22 protein-coding genes and 1 pseudogene are annotated in these 24710 nt (G+C 59.5%); 12 read left to right on the top strand and 11 right to left on the bottom strand.

The window, feature by feature from the left end; translation table 11 throughout:
- Nucleotides 1–148 precede the first annotated feature (148 nt).
- Both F6X24_RS13150 and F6X24_RS13145 read left to right on the top strand, forming a co-directional pair.
- A complete protein-coding gene (locus F6X24_RS13150) occupies nt 149–613 on the top strand; it encodes a hypothetical protein (protein ID WP_151088437.1) in 465 nt (154 codons plus the stop codon).
- A gap of 139 nt (nt 614–752) precedes the next feature.
- Entirely contained in the window at nt 753–1280 is a 528-nt protein-coding gene (locus tag F6X24_RS13145) for a group I truncated hemoglobin (RefSeq protein WP_191906322.1), read from the top strand.
- Nucleotides 1281–1360: 80 nt separating this feature from the next.
- Here F6X24_RS13145 and F6X24_RS13140 read toward each other — a convergent pair whose 3' ends face one another.
- A complete protein-coding gene (locus tag F6X24_RS13140) occupies nt 1361–2896 on the bottom strand; it encodes a lamin tail domain-containing protein (protein ID WP_191906321.1) in 1536 nt (511 codons plus the stop codon).
- 411 nt (nt 2897–3307) lie between these two features.
- Nucleotides 3308–5215, bottom strand: coding sequence for a DNA topoisomerase IV subunit B (locus tag F6X24_RS13135; protein WP_151088435.1), 1908 nt, complete (start codon nt 5213–5215; stop codon nt 3308–3310).
- A gap of 213 nt (nt 5216–5428) precedes the next feature.
- On the opposite strand from F6X24_RS13135, the gene F6X24_RS13130 reads away from it, so the two are divergent.
- The 3 genes from F6X24_RS13130 (at nt 5429) to F6X24_RS13120 (ending at nt 8896) form a co-directional block, all read left to right on the top strand.
- On the top strand, nt 5429–6679 hold the full coding sequence (locus F6X24_RS13130) for an AI-2E family transporter (protein ID WP_151088434.1): 1251 nt from the start codon (nt 5429–5431) through the stop codon (nt 6677–6679).
- A 123-nt stretch (nt 6680–6802) separates the two neighbouring features.
- The gene (locus tag F6X24_RS13125; protein ID WP_151088433.1) at nt 6803–7264 is read left to right on the top strand and encodes a ferritin-like domain-containing protein; all 462 of its coding nucleotides are present in this window, start codon (nt 6803–6805) and stop codon (nt 7262–7264) included.
- 153 nt (nt 7265–7417) lie between these two features.
- Nucleotides 7418–8896: an exonuclease domain-containing protein gene (locus F6X24_RS13120; RefSeq protein ID WP_151088432.1), complete on the top strand. Its 1479-nt coding sequence runs from the start codon at nt 7418–7420 to the stop codon at nt 8894–8896.
- A 5-nt stretch (nt 8897–8901) separates the two neighbouring features.
- Here the strand turns inward: F6X24_RS13120 and F6X24_RS13115 are convergent, their stop codons facing one another.
- The 4 genes and pseudogenes from F6X24_RS13115 to sdaAB all read right to left on the bottom strand — a co-directional run bounded on the left by F6X24_RS13115 (nt 8902) and on the right by sdaAB (nt 13772).
- Nucleotides 8902–9744 carry a phosphatase PAP2 family protein gene (locus tag F6X24_RS13115; protein ID WP_151088431.1) on the bottom strand — a complete coding sequence of 281 codons (843 nt, stop codon included), beginning with the start codon at nt 9742–9744 and terminating at the stop codon, nt 8902–8904.
- 101 nt (nt 9745–9845) lie between these two features.
- The gene (locus F6X24_RS13110) at nt 9846–11252 is read right to left on the bottom strand and encodes an efflux RND transporter periplasmic adaptor subunit (protein ID WP_151088430.1); all 1407 of its coding nucleotides are present in this window, start codon (nt 11250–11252) and stop codon (nt 9846–9848) included.
- Between the two features lie 111 nt (nt 11253–11363).
- Entirely contained in the window at nt 11364–12914 is a 1551-nt protein-coding gene (locus F6X24_RS13105; protein WP_151088429.1) for a TolC family protein, read from the bottom strand.
- A gap of 181 nt (nt 12915–13095) precedes the next feature.
- Nucleotides 13096–13772: pseudogene (gene sdaAB / locus F6X24_RS13100) on the bottom strand (L-serine ammonia-lyase, iron-sulfur-dependent subunit beta).
- A gap of 175 nt (nt 13773–13947) precedes the next feature.
- Between sdaAB and F6X24_RS13095 the strand changes: the two are divergent.
- Nucleotides 13948–14949 (top strand): tryptophan 2,3-dioxygenase family protein, encoded by a 1002-nt coding sequence (locus F6X24_RS13095; protein ID WP_151088428.1) that lies wholly within the window; start codon nt 13948–13950, stop codon nt 14947–14949.
- A 170-nt stretch (nt 14950–15119) separates the two neighbouring features.
- Here the strand turns inward: F6X24_RS13095 and F6X24_RS13090 are convergent, their stop codons facing one another.
- Nucleotides 15120–15518 carry a hypothetical protein gene (locus F6X24_RS13090; protein WP_151088427.1) on the bottom strand — a complete coding sequence of 133 codons (399 nt, stop codon included), beginning with the start codon at nt 15516–15518 and terminating at the stop codon, nt 15120–15122.
- Between the two features lie 244 nt (nt 15519–15762).
- On the opposite strand from F6X24_RS13090, the gene F6X24_RS13085 reads away from it, so the two are divergent.
- Complete coding sequence (locus F6X24_RS13085) at nt 15763–16251, top strand: hypothetical protein (protein ID WP_151088426.1); 489 nt, start codon at nt 15763–15765, stop codon at nt 16249–16251.
- Between the two features lie 3 nt (nt 16252–16254).
- Here the strand turns inward: F6X24_RS13085 and F6X24_RS13080 are convergent, their stop codons facing one another.
- A complete protein-coding gene (locus tag F6X24_RS13080) occupies nt 16255–18381 on the bottom strand; it encodes an alpha-ketoacid dehydrogenase subunit alpha/beta (RefSeq protein WP_151088425.1) in 2127 nt (708 codons plus the stop codon).
- A 159-nt stretch (nt 18382–18540) separates the two neighbouring features.
- On the opposite strand from F6X24_RS13080, the gene hemF reads away from it, so the two are divergent.
- Together hemF and F6X24_RS13070 are read left to right on the top strand one after the other, a co-directional pair.
- Entirely contained in the window at nt 18541–19452 is a 912-nt protein-coding gene (hemF, locus tag F6X24_RS13075) for an oxygen-dependent coproporphyrinogen oxidase (protein WP_151088424.1), read from the top strand.
- Nucleotides 19445–20020: a phosphatase PAP2 family protein gene (locus F6X24_RS13070; RefSeq protein WP_151088423.1), complete on the top strand. Its 576-nt coding sequence runs from the start codon at nt 19445–19447 to the stop codon at nt 20018–20020. Before hemF ends, F6X24_RS13070 begins: the two co-directional genes overlap by 8 nt.
- A 47-nt stretch (nt 20021–20067) precedes the next feature.
- Here F6X24_RS13070 and F6X24_RS13065 read toward each other — a convergent pair whose 3' ends face one another.
- The 3 genes from F6X24_RS13065 to F6X24_RS13055 all read right to left on the bottom strand — a co-directional run bounded on the left by F6X24_RS13065 (nt 20068) and on the right by F6X24_RS13055 (nt 22515).
- Entirely contained in the window at nt 20068–20271 is a 204-nt protein-coding gene (locus F6X24_RS13065; RefSeq protein ID WP_151088422.1) for a hypothetical protein, read from the bottom strand.
- A gap of 63 nt (nt 20272–20334) precedes the next feature.
- Nucleotides 20335–20958 (bottom strand): riboflavin synthase, encoded by a 624-nt coding sequence (locus F6X24_RS13060; protein ID WP_151088421.1) that lies wholly within the window; start codon nt 20956–20958, stop codon nt 20335–20337.
- A 96-nt stretch (nt 20959–21054) separates the two neighbouring features.
- Nucleotides 21055–22515 carry a sugar transferase gene (locus F6X24_RS13055; RefSeq protein ID WP_229725088.1) on the bottom strand — a complete coding sequence of 487 codons (1461 nt, stop codon included), beginning with the start codon at nt 22513–22515 and terminating at the stop codon, nt 21055–21057.
- 152 nt (nt 22516–22667) lie between these two features.
- Between F6X24_RS13055 and F6X24_RS13050 the strand changes: the two genes are divergently transcribed.
- From F6X24_RS13050 to F6X24_RS13040, 3 genes are all read left to right on the top strand, one after another.
- Nucleotides 22668–23336, top strand: coding sequence for a protein-L-isoaspartate(D-aspartate) O-methyltransferase (locus F6X24_RS13050; RefSeq protein WP_151088420.1), 669 nt, complete (start codon nt 22668–22670; stop codon nt 23334–23336).
- Between the two features lie 116 nt (nt 23337–23452).
- Nucleotides 23453–23932, top strand: coding sequence for an acyl-CoA thioesterase (locus F6X24_RS13045; protein ID WP_151089610.1), 480 nt, complete (start codon nt 23453–23455; stop codon nt 23930–23932).
- Between the two features lie 12 nt (nt 23933–23944).
- Nucleotides 23945–24688 carry a hypothetical protein gene (locus F6X24_RS13040; protein WP_151088419.1) on the top strand — a complete coding sequence of 248 codons (744 nt, stop codon included), beginning with the start codon at nt 23945–23947 and terminating at the stop codon, nt 24686–24688.
- Nucleotides 24689–24710: the final 22 nt, after the last annotated feature.

The following is a 24710-nucleotide window of genomic DNA, read 5'->3' as shown; positions in this document are numbered from 1 at the left end:
TATAGTGTGTGTAACACTCACTCCTCTTACCTTGCACAAAATACTAAAACAATATCTTGGTTTAGCGCAATCGGGCCAGCTTCAGGGTTGCTGCCCAACCAGCCTCTCACCTAGACTCCAGCCTACCTTTCTGCTTACATAGTCCCGCATGGCTTTACGCTTACCCGCTCGCCTTTCTACTATCTTTCGGTTTCTTATTCGTCGCAGCTGGGCCATTCCCCTTGTGGCATTATTGCTTTGGGCAAACTGGGAAGCCCCCGAAATGCACCACTACGTGCGGCCCATTGAGATGACGGTATGGCAGCTGGCTCCGGTGGGGAGCCCGGCCGCCGCGCAGGCGTTGCGTAGTCAGCTCGCTGCCGAGCCCGGAGTAGCCGCCTGCGCCGTAAGCCCACGCACCAATTGCGTGGCTTTCGTGTACCATCCGGGCGAAGTATCCCTGCCGGGCCTTTATGCAGCGATAGGCCGGCACGGGGCTCGGGTAATTGATAATCCGCCCGCTCGCACAGGCCCACCACTTATTCGCCAGTGCCCCGTGCCCGGCAGCTACCTCGTCCTACTCGACCGGGTGAAGTTTGCGCTCAACCTGCGGCGCTTTTTCGTGTCGGCCTAGCTGGCCGTCTACCCCAAGTTATTACCGCTATCGGCCGGGTATGCACCCTACTGTCCTGGCTGGGCAGCCTGGCGGACTACGACCCATTTGTTGCGTTCCCAGCTACTTCTTTTCTTCTTTTACCCTTTCACTCTTTTTTATGTTCAAACCTCAACTCTCACTGGCCAGCGCTGCTTTGCTGGCGCTTACCCTCTTCACGTCGGCCTGCGGCTCGAAAGACACAGCGCAGCCCGACTCGCTTTACGTGCGCATGGGCGGCAAAAACGGCACCGACGGTAAAACCGGTATCGAAGGCATTGCCGACCAGATGGTAGCCAATGTCGGGGCCGAAACCCAACTACCCAACTCGGTAATGCTGCGCTCGCACAAGCCCATGCTCGACGCCAATAATGGCGTAAACGGCCAGCCTGCCACCGACCCGACGCGGGTACAGCGCCTGCGCAACAACGTGGTCGACCAGTTTACCGACATCACGGGCGGGCCTATCAAGTACACAGGCAAGTCGATGCTGGTGGCGCACACCGGCATGGCCGTTACCCCTACCGAATACACGGTTTGGCGGGGGTTGCTCGTTAACTCGCTTACCACCAATAAGATAGCTACCCAGGAGCAAACAGAATTCCTGGCACTTATCGACGCCATGAAGAACGACGTGGTAAATCACTAATCTGCCCCGCGTCAAAAGCCAAAAAGCGCCCCCGGCCAGTGGCCGGGGGCGCTTTTTGGCTTTTGACATCCGGCAAGGGCTTACTTGCCGGCGGCCGGGGCCGCGTGGCTCGGCCGGGCGGGCTTCATTGCCCGGGCATGCTCGGCGGCGAAAGCCGTAATGGCCGCCGGGTAGCAGGTTTGGGCACCCAGCACCCAGCCCAGCGAGCTTTCATTGGAACCCGCCACCGAGGCCGTGGGCGGAGCCAGCGTAATGGTGACGGTCGAGTTGCTGGCATTGGTCTGCACCGAGTGCGAGTAGGAAGATTCGGTAGTAGACCCCAAAGGAATACCCAGGAAGGAGGCTTTTACCGTTACCGACTGCTGAATAGTAGTGGCAATGCTCTGGTAGTTGGCACTTTTAACGGTAATCGTTACGGTTGGGTAGTTGGAGATAGCTACGCCCGAAAGGTAGCCAAATGGCCCGTTGGGCGAAAAATCGACGGAGCAGGGCGGCGAAAAGTGGAAGCCCGTTACGTCGGCATTGCCATTGCGGATGGCATCGGTAATGGGTTGCAGCCAAAGCCAGTTCAGGCCGGTGGCGGGGTTGAACGACACTGGCCCGAAGTTAACCAGCGTAACGCCCGTGAAGAGCATGCTGATAGTGATGGAGTTGGAGCTGGTAGCGATGCTATCGGAAAAATAGCTGGCGCTGGCGTCGGTCGAAAGCGAGAAAAAATCGAGAACCGGAATGCTGAAGCCTGTCGAGCCGCTCACCGATACCTGGAGCTCGCTGGCGCTGGTACGCGCCACGCCCATGCTCACGGGAATAGCATTACTGGTCATATTCAGCCCGTTGATGATATCGCTGAGCGGCGTAGCCACGTTATAGGCCGGCACCAGGTTGGAAATGGTATCAATAGTCAGGCCGCCGTTGGTAGTCGAGGGCGACTGCACGGCCGTGAGGGCAGCTTGCAGGTAGCCATTATTCATGGTCGTGGCATTTTGCAGCGAGATGCTGCTGCCCAGGGCTTGCAGGTAATTGGCCAGCACCGGGCGGATGGGTTGTCCGCTGGCCGGCGTGTTGTTGAGCAGCGCGTTGAGGTTAGGCGCGGTTTGAATGGCCGAAAGTGTCGTAGCCGGCTTCGCCCAGGTTGTAGCTATCGTATTCATAATGATATCGATAGGCTGCATTCCCGGCGTAGGAGTCGGCAACGAGCCGTAGGCCGCCTTCCAGGCCGTCAGCAGGGCCATTTGCTGGTTGGTGGCATTTTTCTGGGCCTGAGTGAGCGTAGCCTGGTCAGCCTGCGAAAGCTGGTAGTTGATAGAGCTGAATACCTCGATAAACTGCGTCGTGAAGAAATCGCTGCTTTGCTGGGTGGGCGTCGCATTGGCCTTCAGGTTGTAGTTAATCCAGTTGTAAGTATTGCCGTTAAACAGCAGGTTGCTGGGGTTTTGCCAGTAATAAGGAAAGTTACCGGCGCTCCCAACGCCAAAGCTGACGAGGGGATTCTGGCCCAGGGCAGCGCTCAGCAGCGTGCTGGCCTGCGAGCGAAGCTGCTCGATAAGCACCGCGGCTTCGGCCGAGGGAGTTGCGGCGTCGGTGGCCACGGCAGTTGATTTGGGGGGGTGGTTCATAGCAGTACTGACAAATAGAGGAAATGAATTGCCTACTCTGTTGCGGCTTTTCAGCGGTCGCCGTTGTCATGGGTGAAGCTTCGGATGACGGGTCAAAGGTCTGGCCTGGTGCCGGCCTGCTTTTAGCGTAGAAGCACCTGTTTTTTAAAACAGGTATTTATACTAACCCTGATAACAAGGTGTTTACGTAGCGCACAGGTACTGCTTATAGCCGCTACCTCCCAGCTTAGCAAAGGCTGTTCAACGAGCGGCAAAACAGCTGTCCTAAGCTTGTGTCTTTCAGGCAGGGTAAGGCAGTTTAGAAGCAGCGAAGCTTTAGTTGGCCCAAAAACAAAAGTCCTCCGTGCGCCAGCGGCACGGAGGACTTTCAAAGCAATAATATATTACTTTTACTATATTAAAAACACTCTGTCAGACCATTTCTATTTCGGCCACCGGCAGCACGTCGCTCGTCACGAGGTCTTTTTCCAGGCGCAGGTTGTCGATGATAAACTCCTGGCGGGCGGGGGTATTCTTGCCCATATAGTAGGCCAGCACCTGCTGAATGGAGCGGTCTGATTGCAGGATAACGGGCTCGAGCTTAATATTTTCGCCGATAAACTTTCCAAACTCGTCGGGCGATATCTCACCTAGCCCCTTGAAGCGCGTTACCTCGGGGTTACGGCCCAGCTTGCGCATAGCCTCCTGCTTTTCCTGCTCGTTGTAGCAATAGATGGTTTCCTTCTTGTTGCGCACCCGAAACAAGGGCGTTTCCAGGATGTAGACGTGGCCGTTGCGCACGAGGTCGGGGAAAAACTGCAGGAAGAACGTGAGCAGCAGCAGCCGGATGTGCATGCCATCCACGTCGGCGTCGGTGGCGACTACTACGCGGTTGTAGCGCAGGCCCTCCAGGCCTTCCTCAATATTGAGGGCGTGCTGAAGCAGGTTAAACTCCTCGTTCTCATACACAATCTTCTTCTTGAGGCCGAAGCAGTTAAGCGGCTTGCCGCGCAGGCTGAACACGGCTTCCAGCTCCACGTTGCGGCTCTTGGTGATGCTGCCGCTGGCCGAGTCGCCTTCCGTGATAAAAAGCGTCGTGAGCTGCTCCTTCTCAGCGCCGTCCTTTACGTTTTCGCCCAGGTGAAAGCGGCAGTCGCGCAGCTTGCGGTTGTGCAGATTAGCTTTTTTAGCGCGCTGATTAGCCAGCTTTTTTACCCCGGCCATGTCCTTGCGCTCGCGCTCGCTCTGCATAATGCGCTTGAGCAGGCCTTCGGCTACTAGCGGATTCTTATGCAAGAAGTTATCGAGGTGCTCTTTAACAAAATCGAGGATAAAGCCGCGTACAGTCGGGCCCTCCGGCCCCATGTTGATGCTGCCGAGCTTGGTTTTGGTCTGGCTCTCGAACACCGGCTCCTGCACCCGCACCGAGATGGCGCCGATGATGCTGGCCCGGATGTCGGCGGCATCAAACTCTTTCTTGTAAAATTCGCGCACCGTCTTCACCACTGCCTCCCGAAACGCCGCTAAGTGGGTGCCGCCCTGGGTGGTATACTGCCCGTTGACAAACGAGTAGTACTCCTCGCCGTAGTCGTTGCCGTGGGTCAGGGCCAGTTCAATATCTTCGCCTTTCAGGTGAATAATGGGGTAGCGCAGGCTGTCGGCATCGGTCTTGTGCTCCAGCAGGTCGCGCAAGCCATTCTCCGACACGTACTTCTGGCCGTTGAAGTAGATAGCCAGGCCGGCGTTGAGGTAACAGTAGAAGCGTATCTGGTTTTCGAGATATTCCGGGATAAAGCGGTAGTTCCTGAAAATAGTATCGTCGGGCTGAAAGGTAATGAGCGTGCCGTTGCGCTGGCTGGTTTTCACCGGGGCCGGGTCGTTGAGCAGCTGGCCCTGCGAAAACTCGGCACTCTTGAGCAAGCCGTCGCGCACGCTCTGCACCACGAAGCTGCTGCTGAGCGCATTCACGGCCTTGGTACCTACCCCGTTGAGGCCCACCGACTTCTGGAAAACCTTGCTGTCGTATTTGCCGCCGGTGTTTATTTTGCTCACTACATCCACCACCTTGCCCAGCGGAATACCCCGGCCGTAATCGCGTACCTGCACCCGGCTTTCCGAAATTTTAATCTCGATGGTGCGCCCGTAGCCCATTACGTGCTCATCGATGCAGTTGTCTACTACCTCCTTCACCAGTACATAGATACCGTCGTCGTAGGCCGAGCCGTCGCCGAGCTTGCCAATGTACATGCCCGGCCGCAGGCGAATGTGCTCGCGCCAGTCGAGCGAGCGGATACTGTCTTCGTTATAATCGTGAGCGGGAGCAGTTGAGGTAGTACTCATATCTTATTAAATCCGTAGAAGGCGCGTTGGCTGGGTAAAATAACGTCAAAAATACCGGCAAACCACTATCCGACGACCCAGCCAGGTTAGCTTTTTTAGCCAATATGGTTAGCTAACACCAGCTGCTCCCGCCTGGTTCAGGCACCGGCGCACGAAAAGTCTCCGCTTGCTCACCAACCTTCAACTCCTGCCTTATACCCCATACGTACCCGAATGCTTCCCCCTGCCAATCAATTTAATACCCCGCGCAATATCCCCTCGCCCACGGCCGCTCATGCCCCGGCGCAGGTAAAGCAGTCGCCGCTGGTGCACTATACGTTTCTGCTTATCGGGCTCTCGCTGCTGGTATACGTGCTGCATACCCTCGATGAGCTGCTGCTGCCGCTGCTCTACGCCAGCCTGCTTTCGCTGCTCCTTATGCCCATGGTGGCCCGCTTCGAGCAGTGGCGCTGGCCCCGGATGCTGGCTATTGGCACCTCCATCCTTCTGGTGATGCTGGCCCTGGCGGTAATGGTGTACTTTTTTGGCTCCCAGATTATTGGCCTGCGCAACGAGATTCCCCTTATTCAGACCAAGCTGGTAGCCTACTTTGACCAGACGCAACAGCAGCTGGCCCATCGCTTTGGCTTTCAGCCTCTAAGCCACGACGAAGTTATCAGCTCCTCGCTCGATACTGCCCGCAAGGACGTGAGTAAGTACCTGGGCTCCACGCTGAGCACTACGCTGGGTATTTTAAGCACGCTGGCTTTGGTACCTATTTATATATTTTGCTTTTTGTACTATCGCGACCACCTGCGCCAGTTTATGTTTCGGTTTGTGGAGCCTGATAAGCGCACGACCGTGCTGCAAACGGTAGATAATATCCAGAGTGTGGTGCAGGGCTACATGACCGGCCTGTTTATGGTTATCGTGCTGGTTTCGGTACTCAACGCTATCGGACTGCTGGCGCTGGGCGTCAAATATGCCCTATTTTTCGCGGTTTTTGCTTCCGTGCTGGCCGTTATTCCCTACATCGGCATCACGGTGGGCTCGCTCATTCCGGCCCTGATTACGTTTGTCGAAACCGGCTCGCCGGGCCGGGGCCTGGCCGTGGTGGGCGTGTTTATGGCCGTGCAGTTTATCTCTGATAACATTCTGGCCCCGATGATTACTGCCTCCAAGGTGAGTCTGAATCCGCTCACGGCCATTATTGCCCTTATACTGGGCGGGCAGCTGTGGGGCACGCCGGGCATGATTCTGAGCGTGCCCATCTCGGCCGTTATCAAGGTGGTGCTCGATGCGAACAAGGGCACAGAGGCCTGGGGCTTCCTGCTCGGCGACGTGGGCGACGGCGAGGCCACCGCCAAAGACCCCAGCGACGACCGCGGCTTCATTACCAAGCTATTGGATAAGGTGCGGGGTAAGCGCCCGCCCGAGGCACCCGAGCCGCAGCTGCCGCCTATTCCGGGCACTCGTCCCCGCTAAGCGACGCCCGATTGGCGGGCACTATGAAACCCAGGGCTGGGCAGCACACGTACAGCGAAAGGAAGCTGCCGCTTTTGGGCAGCTACTCTCCTTTTCCACTCAGTCAATCAAGTACAACGTATTATGGCTAACGAGACCATTGCCCGCGCCCTTACCGACATTCTGAATCTCAACCGTACCTCCGTAAAAGGCTACCAGGAAGCAGCTGAGGAAGTAAAAAGCCCCGAGCTGAAAGCCAAGCTCGGCGAGTTTTCGCAGCAGCGTGCGCATTTTGTTGCCGACCTCGAAGGCTACGCCAAGCAGTATGGTATGGAAACCAAGCACGACACGACCGTTGAGAGCGTAGCTACCGATGCGGCCGCCGCGGTGCACCGTGGCTGGATTAACATCAAGTCGGCCATTACGGGCCAGAGCGACTCGGCCGTGCTCGAAGCTGCCGAAACCGGCGAAGCCACGGCTCTGAAAGCTTACGAAACGGTACTGGCCTCCACCGATGTGCCAGCCGGTGCCAAAACGGTATTCCAGCAGCAGCACGACGCTATTTTGCAAGCCAAAAACTGGCTGGCTATGAATAAGGCAAAGTAATGCCTGGTAGCTAATCACCAGCGACTAATCAGTAGCCGTTAGTTAGTGAAGAAAAGCCCGCCGAATTACTTCGGGGGGCTTTTTCGTGCCCGGCCGGCAACTAACCGGGGCCTTAACTTTGTTCTACTTGCTCTCCCTCCTATCCTCGCGCCTTTGTACGCCATTATCGACCTCGAAACCACCGGTGGCCAGCCGGCCAATGACCGCATCACGGAGCTGGCTATTTTCGTGCACGACGGCCAGCGGGTGGTAGACTCCTATACGACGCTCGTTAATCCTGGCCGCGCTATTCCGCCCTTCATCACGCAGCTTACCGGTATTACCAACGACATGGTAGCCGGAGCGCCACGCTTCCATGAAGTAGCCCGTAAAGTAGTGGAAATGACTGAGGGCTGCGTGTTTGTAGCTCATAACGTGCGATTTGACTATTCTTTTCTTAAGAAGGAGTTTGCCGACCTGGGCTACAACTACTCGCGCAAAACGCTCTGCACCGTGCGCCTGAGCCGCTCGCTGATACCCGGCCAGCCCAGCTATAGCCTGGGTAAGCTGTGCCAGAATATCGGCATTCCGCTCGAAGGACGGCACCGCGCGGCCGGTGATGCCGAGGCCACGGCCATCCTGTTTGACCGCCTGCTGAAGATAACCCAGGCCAGCGACGCGGCCGAGGCCACAGCGGCCGACGCGCTGGCCCGCGTCGATGCCCTGGCCCCGGCCGGCCGGAGCGTGCCGGCCGAGAAGAAGCCTAGTTCGCGCCGCGTGGCCGCCATGGCGCAGGCCATCAAAACGGCGCTGCTGCCGCCGCTCATCACGCCCGAGAAGGTGGCCTCGCTGCCCCAGGAAACGGGCGTGTACTACTTCCACAACGAAGCCGGCGAGGTTATCTACGTGGGCAAGAGCATTAATATCTACAAGCGTATTCAGCAGCACTTTGCGGTCGATGTAAAATCGCGCAAGAGCTTGGACTTCAAGAACTCCATTGCCGATATCACCTGGGAACTGACCGGCTCGGAGCTGGTGGCGCTGCTCTACGAGTCGCACCTCATCAAGCAGCTCAAGCCGGCCTACAACCGGGCGCAGCGGCGCTCGGTGTTTCCGGCCGGCATCTACCTCAAAACCGACGAGCAGGGCTATAAGCGCCTGTTTTATGGCCGCGCCGACGCGCGCAACTCGGAGATTCCGATTATTGCGCTGGGCAACCAGTATAAGGCCCAGGGCTTTCTCTATCACAAGGTTAGCAAATACAACCTTTGCCAAAAGCTTTGCGGCTTATACAAAACCGATGGCTCGTGCTTTGCTTACCAGGTACATCAGTGCCAGGGCGCGTGCGTGGGCCAGGAGCCACCCGAAAGCTACAACGAGCGCGTAGACGCCGCCATCGACAGCATTACCTACGAGCACGAGTCGTTCGTGGTAGTTGGCCCCGGCCGACGCGCCGATGAGAAATCGCTGGTAGTGGTCGAGAATGGCCGCTACCTCGGTTTCGGCTACGTCGATGAGACGTTTACGGCCCGTAAAATCACCGATTTTCGCGGGGCAGTGCAGCCTTACGCCGATAATAAAGATGTGCAGCAGATTATCCGCAACCACGTGCGGACCAAGCGCAAGGGCGAGCAGGTGAAGATATTCGGGTAAGCGCGCTACTTCGCCCGCCAGCTCACATTCAGCCCCATCGCGCCGCCCGGCAGCACGGTAGGGCTAACCCGCCAGATGGGCTTTTCCACCTTCGGCAAGGCCAGGCCTACGCCCGGCCGGTCAGCCGGGTGCTGGCCCCAGCGGTGGCGGTGCGATAGGTACGACAGGTGCGCCGACAAGATGCCCACGCCGGCGCCGGCAAATACGTCGGCTTCCCAGTGCTTGTTATTCAGCATTCGAAACGCGCCGACCGTCGTGGCCAGCGTGTACGCGCCGATGCCGTACCACTGGCTTTTTTCGCGCAGCTCGGTGTGCACGATGCTGGCGGCCAGAAACGCCTGCGCCGTGTGGCCCGACGGAAACGAGAGCTTATCGGAGCCATCGGGCCGCTCGTGCTGGGTGGCAGTTTTGATAATGTAAACCGAGCCCAGCATCAGAGCCTCCGACTTGACCAGGATGAGCGCCAGGTTTACGCGGTCGTTGCGGCTCTCGACGCCCGCCAGCAGCACGCCGCCCAGCTCCAGGTAGGGCGACCATTGCAGGTAGTCGTCGAGGTGGTTATTAAAATTCGGAAAGTGGCGCTGCAGGTCGGCCTTGGCCTGGTACGAGGAGTACCAGCCGTGGTCGCCTACCACGCTGATGCCGTAGCCGATGAGCACGGCCGGCACGATACTGGCCCGCACGAGCTTGCCCCGGTACCAGGGCACGGGTGGCGTGCCCTGCGGCGTCTGATACTTATGGAGCGTCGTATCGGCCGTCACCACCGGCGCAGTTTGCGCCCGCACCTGACCGCCGAGCAGGCTCAGCGATAAGACCAGCACCTTGCAATTAATAATAATTTTTTTCATATATAATAAAAAGAGCGAGCCAGCTTGCGCCGACTCGCTCTTACGAAAATCGTCCTTTTCAAAGCTAGCCAAACCGGCTACAAAGACAGGAAATTGTGCCGCTATTTGGCCGGAGTATCGGCCAGGGCCTCTTTGCTGAGGCTGGCGGCATCTTTCACCACTACCGGCGCGCCATCCTTAAGGGTTTTGGACACGGCGCGAAACGGGCCGCTCGCCACCTGCGTGCCCGCCGCAATGCCGCTCACAATTTCAATATTCTGAAAGTCGCTGATGCCGGTTTTTACGGGCGTCAGCACGGCTTTGCCATCTTTTATGACAAATACCACTTCCTTAATATCAGCCTTGGGGGCCGCTTTGGTATTGTCGACTGCCTGGGCCGACCCGCCGCCCCGGCCGCCCACGCGCACCCCGCCGCCCTGGCTGGCTTTGGTAGCCGCCGAATCGGAGCGGGTAGTTACGGCGGCCAGCGGCACACTTAGCACCCCGCTCTTGCGGTCGGCAATGATGTCGACGGAAGCCGTCATACCCGGCCGGAAGGGCACAGTAGCGTGCCCATTAGGGCCGGCCTTGACGAGATGCTGGTACGAAGCCGGCAGCAGGCGCACCCGCACCTCAAACTCGGTGACTGCCTCGGCAGTCAGCGCGTCCTTGGCCGTGTTGGCAATGGCCGTTACAATTCCCTTAAACTTCTCATTTTTAGTAGTGTAAGAATCAACTTCCACGTCGGCCGAGTCGCCGAGCTGCACCCGGATAATGTCGTTCTCATTCACGCTCACGCGCACCTCCATGTTGTTGAGGTTGGCAATGCGCATAATTTCGGTGCCGGCCATCTGGGTAGTGCCGACCACGCGCTCGCCCTTTTTCACGTTGAGCTTGCTCACGGTGCCGCTCACCGGGGCATAGATAGTGGTTTTATTAAGATTCTTTTGTGCTTCCTGCAAGCCGGCCTGAGCGCTGCGCACGGTGCTCTGGGCCGCCTTTATCTGCGCCCGAATGGCTTTGAGCTGCTCCTGCGAGGCATTGTAGGCCGCCTGGGCCGCCTCGTAGTCCGACTGCGATATTACCTTTTGCTTATATAGCGAAGCCTGCCGGCGATAGGTCAGCTCGGTTTGTCTGGCATTGGCGGCCTGCTGCTCCAGCTGGGCCTGGGCCTGGCCTACGTTGGCCCGCTGGGTACCCACGGCGGCCGACTGCTGGCTCACCATAGCCAGGTAGTTATCGGGCCGGATGCGCAGCAGCAGCTGGCCCTTCTTCACCGAGTCGCCCTCCTGCACGTAGAGCTCAATAATCTCGCCCGAAACGTCGGGCGAGATTTTAACTTCCGTTTCGGGCTGCACCTTGCCCGAGGCACTGACCTTCTCCACGATAGTAGCCGGGCCAGCAGTAGCGGCGGTGATTTCGGTGCCGGTAGGCTTGCCTACCCAGCCTTTTTTCTTAGCCAGCGCGTAGCCGCCAATGAGCACGACCACGGCCACAGCCAGAATAATAAGGAGTCGATTATTTTTCATAGAGAAAGTCGGTCGGGCTGCGCCGGCCGGAGCTTGTTGCGGGCAGCCATAGGCGTAAGCGGGAGAATAAGGCGGGCAATTCCCGGCATGAGGGGTGTTTTTTGACCAGAACTACAAAGCCAGTGGGCGGCCCTGGTAAAAGTCCAGCACCTTGCGCCGGAAGATGAAGGTGTACTTAGCCTGTATCTGATTCGAAACGGCGTAGTTGAGGTTATTCTTGGCAATGTTAAACTCGGTACCGCTAAGCAGGCCGTTGTTAAAGCGGATTTCCGAGTTGCGCTGCGTCAGGGTAAGGGCCGCTACCTGGCGCTTGGCCGCTGCATACTGTAGCTGCGCAGCGCGGGCGTCGGCATAGGCCTGCTCAATGCTCTGGCGCAGCGTGAGGCGGGCCTGCTCGGCGCGCACCGAGTTGGCCTGCTCGTTGATGATGGCGCGCTGTACGCTGGTGCGCACCTGCAAGCCGTTAAGAATGGGCACCGAAAGACCAAAGCTAATGGACTTACCAAGGTTGTTGTTTAGCTGGTCGAGGTACCGCACAGGTAACGCTTCGTAAATAGGCTGACCGGGCAGCACCACAGTATAGCCCGAGGTGCCTGGCACGGGGTTACCGCTGGCATCCAGAATGTTGAGGGGAACGCTGGAGCCGGCCGAGACTCCGGTACGCACCTGCGATACTGACGACGACGAGTAGCCCGTAAAAATCTGCCCCGTGAAGGCCAAGCGTGGGTAGTAGCCCCCCTTAGCCAGGTCGATGCTGCGACGGGCGCTTTGCACGCGCAGCTCGGCGGCCTTAATTTCGGGCATGGTGCTGGAGGCCGTCTGGTACACCTGGTTGAGGTCGAGTGAATACGGCGCTTCCTCGTCGGGGTCGGGCAGGTCGGGCACCTCTACGGTAAAGCCCTTGGCGGTAGCCGGGTCGATGTTGAGCAATTGCAGCAGGGCTAGCCGGGCCAGGTCGGCCTGGTTCTGGGCCGTTACCACGTTCAGCTCGTCGGTAGCTAGCTGGCTCTGGCTGTCGAGCAGCGTGCTTTCCGGGATACTGCCGGCTTTCAGCAACAGCTTGGTGCGGGCAATCTGGTCCTGGTCGCGCGTCACGTAAAACTGGTTGGCGCGCACCAGCTCCTGGGCCAGCACGAGTTGCAAGAACTGCCCGGCTACGTTAAGGCTCAGGTCGTTGCGGGCCTTCTCAACATCCTGTACGCTGGCTTCATAATCGAGCACGTTGCGCTTGATGGTATTGCGCAGCTGAAAACCCTGAAACAGCACGAACTGCGTAACGCCCGAAAAATTGTTGGCCCGCACCGTCTGGCTTTGAAACTGAAATGTGAGCGGATTGACGCTGGTGCCGTACTGCCAGTTTTGGGTGCCGTTAAGGTTGGCGGTGGGCAGCAGGGCGGCCTTGCTCTGGCGCAGCACCTGGGCATTGCCCTGGGCCGTGAGCTGGTTGAGGCGCACGCCCAAGTTATGTTCGAGAGCATAATCGACGGCGCGCTGCAGGCCCCAGGGGCCGGTGGCAGCCACGGCGGGTGAGCCAAGGGCCGCCGCAGGCGGCGAAGCCGGACGCGCATCCTGGGTAGTTTGGGCGAACACTGGCCCGGCGGCCAGCACGCCCGCCAGCCCAAAGGCCGCCCGCAGCGAATAACAAGTACTTTTTGCAGTCATATCAGGAAAGAGCTAAATAGTTGGGAAACGAGGGCCACCAGGCGAAAAAGTGCGTTGGGTGGCCGGTTTTTTATGCCCAGCGCAGGCAGTTGCTTTAGCTGCGGCCTTTATCGCCGGAGCGCCCGAGGCATTACGAGCGTTCACCTTTTTTCACCTTGCCTATCAGCAGTGGCGCTACGCCTCATTCCAACGTCGGGATGTAGGTAATGCGCTGCACCCAGCTTAGATTCCGCAAGTAAGCCAGCGTGAGGTCTTTGATTGGACTATCCATTTCAATAAACTGCCGGGCAGCCTCATTTTTACCTTTGCGCGAGACGAACATGGTGGCAATATTGCAGTCATCATGGGCAATTACCGACGCGATAAAGGCAATGGAGCCGGGTACGTCGTGGGCATCGACGATAAGCGTGTGCAGCGAGCCCGAAAAGTCGCAGCCGAAGCCATCGACCTCCACAATGCGGATAACGCCGCCCCCCGGCTCTGGCCCACCACTTCTACGCGGTGGCCATCGGGGCTGGTAAGGTTGAGCTTAATGGTATTAGGGTGCAGCGTGGAGGCATTGCCCACGCTCTGAAAGGTGTACTTCAGCCCGGCCTCGGCGGCGTAGTCGAAGGCCGTGCGAATACGCGTATCGTCGGTGGCGTAGCCCAGCAGCCCGGCCACGATGGCGCGGTCGGAGCCGTGCCCTTCGTAGGTGCGGGCAAATGAGTTGTAAAACGTGATAACCGCCTCGCTGGGCAGCGCGCCCAGGATGCGGATGGCGGCCCGCGCAATGCGCACAACGCCGGCCGTGTGCGACGAGCTGGGCCCTATCATCACGGGACCAATCATATCGAAAATACTGGATTTTTCGGCCATTTTCTGGTAGCTAACAGCAGGCGACAAAGCGCAAAAAAGGGAGGCAGCTGGTCGGGCTGCTCTTTCCGCCTCCTTGCTTCATCACCTCATCACCCCAAAAGTAGCGGCTGAGGGGCGATGTGCCACGTGCCCGGCCACGACTGCCGATATTTGCGCGCTTACTATTGTTCTGCCAATGGCTCTTTCGCTTGCTTCCGACGTTCCCACCGAGGCCGAGTTTTCACCTGCTGTGCTGGCGCAGCTGCGCCGCCTGCAGGCCCGCTACGCCGCCGATGGGCAAGACCTGAGCGCTTACCTCGAGGGGCTCTATCACGCTGACTATATAAACTATTGGGACTATATCGAGCTCGATACACTACTGAGTCTGCAACGGCCGCTTACAAAGTTTCCCGACGAAACCATCTTCATTCTCTATCACCAGATTACGGAGCTGTACTTCAAGCTTTGCCTGCACGAGTATGAGCAGCTGGGCGAGCTGCAAACGCCCACGCTGGGCGAAGTAGTGCTGCGTCTGGGCCGGGTAAACCGCTACTTCGAGAGCCTTATCGACTCGTTCGACGTGATGGTGGACGGCATGGACAAGCAGCAGTTTCTGCAGTTTCGGATGAGTCTGATGCCGGCCTCGGGCTTCCAGAGCGTGCAGTACCGCTTTATCGAAATTGCCAGCACAGCCCTCGAAAACCTGGTTCCTGCCGAAAAGCGCCGCCTGCTGGGCGATGCGCCGACGCACGAAGAGTTTATGGGCTGCATCTACTGGCAGGCTGGCGCCACGGTAGAAGAAACCGGGGCCAAAGCCCTGACGCTGCTAGAGTTTGAGCGCAAGTACAGCGGTCAGCTCGTGGCCCATGCCCGCCACTATGAGCACCGCAATGCCTGGGCCGTGGTGCAGCGCCTGCCCGAAGCCGACCGCCGCCACCCGCGCCTGCTGCGCGCCCTCAAGCAGCTCGATGTGAACGTAAATGTGAACTGGCCGCTGATGCACTACAAGTCGGCCGTGCGCTACCTCCAGCGGGCTCCTACCGACGTGCCCGCCACGGGCGGCACCAACTGGCGTAACTACCTGCCTCCCAAGTTTCAGCGCCGTATCTTCTACCCGCAGCTCTGGACGGCCCAGGAGCTGGAAGAATGGGGTAAGGGCTGGGTAGAAAAAGTACTGGAGGAGAGCCAACACGCCTAAGTGCTGCTCAGCGAGGCAAGCGCAGATTTTCAGTTCTCGAGGCTGTCATAAAATCAAACGCCAGACTTGACGAATGCACTAATCGACAGTAAATGCTTACTATGGATAGCAGCGCTCGCGCTTGCCATTTGCAATATATTATAATTAATATATTGCAAATGGCACATTGCTCACATCTGCCTCAGCCACTCGGTCGCAGTGGCCAGGTTGCGAAATGTCATAAATGTAATTCCAGCAGTGGTTTGCTGCACTGCCAGCTCGGCAGAAAGCTGGCTGTAGCGCTCGGGCGACTGTACCCACGAAAAGTATCGGCAGCCCGCCTCATATAGCAGCGGAAAGAATACATCACTGCCCCAGCGGGCAGCGTCGGCCCAGAGGCCGGTTATATGGCTATTATCATTAAGAACCTTGGCACACTGCTCGCGCTGAATGAGTTCCAGCAATTTAAGGGCACCTTCCTTTACGCATTCATCGTCGAGGTTGCCCTGCCAGTCGAGGTACAGCCAGTTGTCGCTGTAGTCGTAGAGGATGGTAAGGTAGGGAGCCTGAAAAAGGACGCGATTGGCCATGAAGAAATTTAAAAGGGTATACGTTGTGCCTGCCTGAGTAGTTTGCGGCTCTTTCTTATCTACTGGCTGCGACTCTCTGATTTGCTATGCGTATAGCTGCTGGCGCTACACCCAGCCTGATATTTGAGGTTTACTGCCGGATAGGCTGCCTGTACTTGTTTTGTATTTATCGCTTTTTTCCTTCGTGTTGACTTTTCCTAGTGCTCCCTTGCTGCTGCTAGCTTTGGCAAGCTCTCTTACAACAATGGCTCAGCTATCGCCCGATTCTCCCCTACCCGCCCTGCTGGCCGAGCGCAAAGTACTCACGCAACGCTACGCCGCAGCCAGCGCCCAGCGTCACGGCTTGCTCGGGCTCAGCAATAAACCCAGCAAGCAGGACCTGCAGGATGTAGTAGATGCCCTGCAAGGCATTGTGGACAAAGATGAGCAAATCGTGGCCGTGCTCAACCAGACTGCCCAGCAGGCGCAAACTGCCGCCGCGCAGCTCCAAACTACCACGACTACGCTCCAGAACACCGGCCGCGACGACCGCAACCTTACTTCCCAGCGCCTGAGCGAGCTGGAAAGTGAGCAGCAGAACCTGCAGGAGCGCCTGCGCCAGGCCACCCAGCAGCAGCGCAGCCTGGCAGACGACCTGCACGAGGCGCAGCAGGGCCGCGCCGTGCGCGATGCGCTGGTGGCCGGGCTGGCGCTGGCCTGCGTGGGCTTGTTTTTCTGGAAGCGGCGGCGCTGAGGCTTAGTAGCTTAACAGCTCCCCGAGCGCGACGGCCACCTTGGCGGCGCTGGGCAGCATCTGCTTTTCCAGCTCTACGTTGAGGGCAATAGCGGGCAGGTTGGCGGCCCCGAGCGTAAATACCGGCGCGTCGAGCTGCTGAAAGCACTGGCGCTGAATGCGGCCCGCCAGGCTTTCAGCGAAGCTGTTGAGCAGTGGCTCTTCGGTGAGAACCAACGCCTTCCCATGCCGGTGCACGGCGGCCAGCACGGCCTCCCAGTCGAGCGGATTGAGGGTGCGCAGGTCGAGCACCTCTACCCGGCCGGGATAGTCGCGGCTGGCGGCTTTGGCCCAGTGCACGCCCATGCCGTAGGTAATAACTACGCAGCTTTCGCCCCCGGCCGTTTTCTCGTGGTCGGCGGCCTGCGCCACGGCCGCGCGCCCCAGCGGAATAACGTAGCCAGCGGCGGGCTCTACGGTTTTGGCATCTTCCGTGCCTGGCACCTTGCTCCAGTATAAGCCTTTGTGCTCCAGCAAAATAACCGGGTTGGGGTCCAGAAATGCCGCTCGCAGCAGGCCCTTCATATCGGCCGCGTTGCTCGGATACACCACCTTAATGCCCCGAATAGTCAGCAGCGTGCTTTCGATAGAGCCCGAGTGGTACGGCCCGCCGCCGCCATACGCCCCCACCGGCACCCGGATAAGGGCCGGCACCGGAAACTTGCCCATGCTCAGGTAGCAGCTTTTGCTCAGCTCCTCAACCAATTGATTCAGCGCGGGCCATATATAGTCAGCGAATTGTATTTCCACAATCGGCCGCGCGCCTACGGCGGCCATGCCGGCCGTGCTACCCACAATGTACGCCTCCTGGATGGGCGTGTTGAACACGCGCTTGTCGCCGTATTTTTTAGCCAGCAGCGCCGCCTCGCGGAATACGCCGCCCAGCTCGCCCCCCACGTCCTGGCCGTAGAACAGGGCCTCCGGAAACTCGCGCAGAATATCATCTACGGCATGCAGGGCGGCATCTACCATCAATGCCTTTTCGGCCCCGGCGGGAGCGCGCTCGCCGGCTTCCTCGAGCACAGCGGGCGGGGCAAACTCGTGGTCGGCGAAGGTGGCGGGGTCGGGGTCGGGCGCGGCCAGCGCCTCGGCCCAGTCGGCGGCTACGGTAGTGCGCGCCTGCTCGGCCAGGGCTGCCAGCTCTTCTTCGGTGGCGCCAGCATGCAGCAGGCGGCGGTGCAGCCGCGGCAGCGGGTCGTGCTGCTGGTGCTCGGTAAGGTTGTCGCCCCGGTACCACTCGCGGCGCACCCCGCTGGTGTGGTGGCCCAACAACGGGCACCTGGCGTGTACCAGAGCCGGCCCGCGCCGCTCGCGCACATGCTCAAAGGCTTCGCTCAGGCCATTATAAGAAGAAATCATATCGGCCCCGTCGACCCGCACGCGGTGCAGGCCGGGAAAGCCGGCGGCAAACTCGTAGGCATCCATCGCCCGCATCTCGCGGCCCGTGGCCGAGATACCCCAATCGTTGTCCTGCACCAGGTATACGATGGGCAGCTTGTGCAAAATCGCCATTTGCAGCGCCTCGCTTACCTCGCCCTCCGTCATCGCCCCGTCGCCGATAGAGCACAAAACCAGGGGGCTGGAGCTGGTTTTTTCTTCTTCCTTTACCTCTTCACTTCTGACTGTCAGCTTTTGACTCTCCAAATAGCTGATTGCCTGTGCCATGCCCGTAGCCGGAATGGCCTGCATACCCGTAGCCGAGCTTTGGTGCGGAATAACCGGCACGCCCGCCCGGCGCAGCGAGGGGTGGCTATAATACGTGCGGCCACCGCTGAACGGGTCATCGCGCTTGGCCAGCAGCTGCAGCATCAGCTCATACGGGCGCAGGCCCAGGCCCAGCAGCAAAGCATCGTCGCGGTAATAGGGGGCCGCATAGTCGGCCCCGGTAAGCAGAAAAGCCGCTGCCAGCTGCACGGCCTCGTGGCCACGAGCCGTGGCATGCACGTAGCGGGCGGCAATAGCCTTCTGCGCTTCGTAAAGAACCGCCATTTCGGCGGCCGTGTGCATCAGCAGGTAAGCGCGGCGCAATAAGGCGGCCTCAGCGGCAGCCGGAGTATCCGCGACGGGCGCGGCAGGGGCATCAACAAGCATAACGGGGGTGAGTAGAGCCAGTGGGATGGTAAAATTACGCCCCGGCCCGACCTTTATAGCCTGGAAGCAGGGAGCAGGAAGCAGTGCCTACTGCTCCTTGCCGCCTGGCGGACCCTTTTGGGCCGCTGTTCACTGCTCATTATTCATTGCTTGCTACGTATGTCCCGCGCCGAAATTGCCGCCTGGCTTCAGGCTTTTCAAACCCGCCTTTGTGCGCAGCTCGAAGCCGCTGACGGTGGCCCGGCCCGCTTTGGGCACGACGACTGGCAGCGGCCCGGCGGCGGCGGCGGCCACTCGCGGGTGCTGGAGGGCGGGGCCATTCTGGAAAAAGGCGGCGTCGGCTTTTCGGCCGTGGAAGGGGAGCTGAGCGCGGCCGCTGCCCGGCAGCTGCACCTGCCCGACCCGCACTTCTTCGCCACCGGCGTGAGCGTGGTGCTGCACCCGCGCAGCCCGCGCATTCCCATTATTCACATGAACGTGCGTTACTTCGAAGCGGGCAACGGCGAAGCGTGGTTTGGAGGCGGCATCGACCTGACGCCGATTTACGTGGACGAGGCGCAGGCCCGACGCTTTCACTTTCGGCTAAAAGCTGCCTGCGCTAAACACGACCCTGCCTATTACCCCCGCTTTCATCAGTGGGCCGACGACTACTTTTACCTGCCCCACCGCCAGGAAACGCGCGGCGTGGGAGGTATTTTCTTCGACCGCCTCACCGTGGGTACCGATGGCAGCGTGGAAGAGCTGTTCGCGTTCGTGCAGGAGGTAGCCGAGTTGTTTGGTCCGTTCTACACTGAGCTGATGCGCGAAAACCACGCCCTGCCCTTCGGCGAGCGCGAGGAAGCCTGGCAAACGCTGCGCCGCAACCGTTACGCCGAGTTCAACCTGGCCTTCGACCGTGGCACCCGCTTTGGGCTCGAAACCGGCGGCCGCACCGAAAGTATTCTGATGAGCCTGCCGCCGCGCTGCGGCTGGAGCTACAACCCCGCCCCGCCCGTAGCGGGCTCCCCGGAAGCCGATACGCTGGCCTGGCTCCGCAAAGGCATAGACTGGACAACCGCCGACCATGCTTGAAGCGCTGCGTAGCCTCGACCACCAGCTACTGCTGGCTATCAACCACGCGCATACGCCGGCCCTGGATGCGGTAATGACTTTCGCGTCGGACCGGCGCGTGTGGTTTCCATTTTACGGGTTGCTGATTATCTGGCTGCTATATCATTTTAAGCGGCGGGCCGCCGTATTGCTGCCGGTGCTTATTGGGGCCGTGGCCCTGGCCGACAGCCTCACCAGCCGGCTTTTCAAGCCGGTTTTTGGCCGGCTTCGCCCCTGCCACGCGCCCGACCTGGCCACGCAGCTGCACCTGCCCGATGGCTGCGGCGGGCAGTTTGGCTTCCTCTCATCGCACGCCGCTAACTCGGTGGCCCTGGCTGTCTTTCTGCAGCTGGTGCTGCCAGACGGGCGGTTTCGGGGCCTCAAGGCCGGAATTTTTCTGTGGGCCGGCCTGCTTTCGTACAGCCGCATCTACCTGGCGGCGCATTACCCAAGCGACGTACTGGGGGGAGCGCTGGTGGGCGCGGCGCTGGCCTGGGGCGCGGCACGGCTGTTTGAGCGCCTTAGCCGCAGACCAGCGCCTAGCAGTTAAAAATACCCCCGCTGCGTAGGCAGCAGGAGTATTTTTCTTACCAAATCTTACTTACCAGGCTGGCGGTTGCCGGTGTGGCCGTCGCCGTGGTCACCCTGGCCAGGCTTGCTGGTTTTCCTGGAGTTGTGCTTATCGTCTTGCGAGAGCGAGCGGTTCAGGTCTACTTCCGACTCAAACTGCCCGTCTTTGCCGCGACGTACGTAGCGCTTATCGCCGGGACTGGGCTCGATTTGTTCGCGTTTGCTGGACATATCAACTGGCAGCCGGGACATAACGGGCTACACGCTTCCTCTTACGCACAAGCAGCCAGCAGGTTAGCCCGAGACCTCCGTGCTCGCAATCAGTCCCTGGCTGGCCAGCAGCCGGGCCACGTACTTGCCTACGATATCGAATTCCAGATTCACCAGGTCGCCGGCCTGCAATTGGTGAAAGCCCGTATGCTCGTAGGTATACGGAATAATAGCCACCGAAAACCCGGTGGGCGTACTGTCGAAGCACGTCAGGCTCACGCCATTAACGGTAATGGAGCCTTTTTCGACCGTCAGGCGCTGCGGGCCGGCCGCGTGGCGGAAGCGAAACAGCCAGGAGCCATTCTGGTCCTGCACCTGAAAGCACTCGGCCGTGGCATCGACGTGGCCCTGCACGATGTGGCCATCGAAGCGGCCGCCCGCCGCCAAGCAGCGCTCCAGGTTGAGGCGACGGCCGGGCTGCCACTGTCCTAAGTTGGTCTTTTTCAGGGTTTCATCAATAGCCGTGACCACGTGCGTGCCGGCGGCCGCATTCAGGGCGACCACCGTGAGGCACACGCCGTCGTGGGCCACGCTCTGGTCAATTTTCAGCTCGGCCGCAAACGGCGACTGAATAGTAAAGTGGCGATTAGTGCCTTCGCTGGCCACCGATACGACGGTGCCCAGGGCTTCAATTATTCCGGTAAACACGGGTAGGAGGAACAGTTAACAATGAGCAATGAATGGTTTTTATAAGTCAGACCGGGCCGCAATGTTCGGGGCTTACCGCTGCCCGCTTACCCCAGCTCATTTTCCCCGGCCCTCCAGAATGATTTTCAGCGTATAAAGCAACACCCGGAAATCCATAGCCAGGCTCATATTTTCTATATATAGAATATCAAATTTAAGTCGTTCGACCATTTGCGGAACGGTTTCGGCGTAGCCGTATTTTACCTGGCCCAGCGAGGTGAGGCCGGGCCGCACGCGGTGCAGGTGGCGGTAGTGCGGGGCCAGCTGCACAATCTGGTCGATAAAAAACCGGCGCTCGGGGCGCGGGCCCACCAGGCTCATGTCGCCCTTGATGACATTCCAGAACTGCGGAAACTCATCGAGCCGCACCTTGCGCATGAAGCGCCCCCACTTGGTAATGCGCGGGTCGTGGTCGGAGCTGAGGGCCGGACCCAGGCGCTCGGCATCGACGTACATCGAGCGAAACTTGATAATATCAAACGGAATGCCTTCACGACCAATGCGTTGCTGCCGGTAGAAGATGGGGCCAGGCGACGACGAACGCACCATCAGGGCGGTAAACAGATACACCGGGCTCGCCAGCACGATAAAGAGCGTGGAGCCCACCACGTCGATTACACGCTTGAGTATCTGCTGCCACACCGGCAGCAGGTCCTGCTTGATTTCGATGAGCGGCGTGCCAAAAATATGGTTCACCTTCACCGAGCCCAGCAGCATCTGGTAGAGGTCGGGCAGAACGCTGATTCGCGCCGGGGAGCCTTCCAGCAGGCTTAGAATTTCCTGAATGCGCCGGTGCTCGCTGGGCTCGATGGCAATCACTACCTGCTCGATTGCCAGGCTGCGGATAAGGCCCGGCAGCTGCTGGTAGGAACCCGCAACCGGCAGCGCGTGCGCCAGCTCGGTATCAATGGCAGTGCCCATGGGTGTAAAGCCTACCAGCCGCAGCCCCAGGTGCCGGCCCGTGCTTTGCAGCTCCTGGCAGGTGTGAAGCGCGAGCTTATTGGAGCCTATCAATAAAGTCGGGAAGGAGATAATTCCCGTTCGTACAAGCTGTTGCACGCTCGACACGGCCCACACGCGCAAAATTGCCGTAATGGTGAAGTGTAGCAGATAGTAGGCAGTAAACGTCTTGTAGTAGGCGCGGTAGTTGCTCACCCCCTGGTCGTCGAGCAGCAGGGCGAAGAAAATAACGACGGTGCCCAGCAGCGAGGTCCGGGCCAGCCGGATAATCTCCGACAAGCGCGATTTGCGAAAGATATCGCGGTATTCGCCCAGCAGCGCGTAGAGCGTGGTCCAGAAAAGGGCAATCATGACCGAAGCCCCGGACAGGTAAAATAGCGCGCCTTCGGTAAAGCGGTAGCCTGTCAGCTCGCTCAGCAGGTATTTACGCAGCAGAAAAAACGCCACCCAGGCCAGAAGCGCGGCCCCAAAGTCGGCCGCAATAAGCTTGAGATACTGAAACCGGCGAAGAAACAAAGCGAAGGCGAAGTAGGTGTATTTTTGCAGCGTGCCCAGCAAAAATAGGACCGCCGCCTAGTTATACCCGGATTTAATAAGACTTCGGGCAATGAGGCTGTTGCTTTTGGGCATTCGCCGGGCAGCCTGACGGCGCAGGTGGCTCTTGGACCTTAGCGCACTACCCGGCCGAACCGCTTTAATTACTTCCTGTTATTCAACCATTACCAGATTCGTATCGCCAACGGGGCCAGCGCCGGGCGCTGGTTACGCTCCTGCGCGAGCAGCGCGGCATCCGCGATGAGCGCGTGCTGGCCGCCATTGGCGCGGTACCGCGCCATTTGTTTTTCGAGCCTGCTTTTGAGGCTCACGCCTATCAGGACAAGGCTTTTCCCATCGGCGAGGGCCAAACGATTTCGCAGCCCAGCACAGTAGCCTACCAGACCCAGCTGCTGGATGTGCAGGCCGGCCAGCAGATTCTGGAGATTGGGACCGGCTCGGGCTATCAGTATGCCGTGCTCTGCCAACTCACTGCTAATGTGCAGAGCATCGAGTTCAACGCCGTGCTGTATGAGCGTGGGCGGCAGCGCCTGGCTACCCTGGGCCTGCCCACGGCGGGCCTGCACCTGGGCGATGGCTCGCTGGGCCTGCCGGCGCTGGCGCCGTTTGATGGCATTCTGGTTACGGCCGGCGCTCCGGCGCTGCCGCCCGCGCTGCTGCGTCAGCTACGCATTGGGGGCCGGCTGGTAGTACCCGTCGGCAGCCACGACCCCGGTCAGCAGCAGCTGCTGCGCATTACCCGTGAGGGGCCGGAAGCATTTGTGCGGGAAGAGCTGGGCGACTGCCGCTTTGTACCGCTGCGCGGGGCTGCCGGGTGGCAATGAGCCGGCCCCGGCAACGCAGGTAGGCCGGCCTTACCTTTGCGGCCCTGCCTCTTTTCTTCATCTCAGCATTTACCACCGTGCGCAAGCAACGCCCCGTCTCCGATTCGTTTGTCATTATGACCGAATTGGTGCTGCCCAACGATACCAATACGCTCAACAACCTGATGGGCGGCCGCATGATGCACCTGATGGACATCGCCGCCGCTATCGCCGCCCAAAAGCACTCCAACCGGATTGTCGTAACGGCCTCGGTCGACAACGTATCGTTTCGCGACCCCATCCGGCTGGGCAACGTCGTAACCCTCCAAGCCCAGGTGACGCGCGCATTTGCTTCCAGCATGGAGGTGCACATCGACGTATGGGCCGAGGATATTCCCAGCGGCACCCGGGTGAAAACCAACGAGGCATTCTTCACCTTCGTGGCCGTCGACCAGTCGGGCCGCCCCATCGACGTGCCGGAGGCGGTGCCCACTACTGCCGACGAAATCGCGCTTTATGAGGGAGCGCTGCGCCGCCGCCAGCTCCGCCTGGTGCTGGCCGGCCGCCTCAAGCCCAGCGAGGCAGCAGAATTAAAAGCCCTGTTCGAACTCGTTTAGCCAGCGTTTTATATGACTGAGGATGAACAAAGCGGCACCCTGGCCTTCCTGCAAAACTTTTATACCGGCGTAACGCTCTACGTGCCGCGGGAGACCCACGAGCGGGCGGCATCTCAAGCGCCCGCACCTGCTCAGCCGGCCGCTACGTCGCTGCCAGCGGCAGCAACTCCAGCAGTTGCCAAGCAGGTTACACCAGCCATTGCGGCCACTCCGCCGGCCAGCAAGCTGCCCTCGTTGGCTACTGCGCCGGCGCCAGCGCCGCCCAGGCAGCCTACTCCGCCGGCGGCTGCCAGCGCCCCGGCTGCCGATAGGCCTGGGCCATTGCCAATAGCTGCGGCGCCCGTGGCGCCTTACCTGCTTACCACTTTCTCAACCCTGGGCAGCAATGCGCAGGGCGTAGTAGTGCTGGTACGACTACCGGCCGAGCAGTTCGTCAAGCTTCCGCGCAACGTGTTTCTTAACAAACTGCTGCAAGCCATTCAACTGGTGATGGCCGACGTGGTGCTCGTAAATGTGGAGGGAGTTTATCCGGTAGCCCTGGAAAACCTGCGCAAGGAAATTGCCGCTACCCATGTGCTGGCCTTCGGCAAAAACCTGCTCGACATAGCCGTGCGCACAACCCAGATTTACGAGCCGGTACAGTTTCCGGCCGTGGGCCTCTCCTACCTGGCTGGCGCTGAAATAGAGATGATAGAGTACGATATCAGCCTTAAAAAGCGCCTCTGGGGCGGCTTGCAGCGCATGTTTTTAAATTGAGCATGCTCTTTGACAGACCTTA

Origin of the sequence: Hymenobacter baengnokdamensis, assembly GCF_008728635.1 — a bacterium.
Lineage (GTDB): Bacteria > Bacteroidota > Bacteroidia > Cytophagales > Hymenobacteraceae > Hymenobacter > Hymenobacter baengnokdamensis.
Note: the sequence above shows the minus strand (reverse complement) of the source record. Positions and strands in the feature narration are given on the sequence as shown.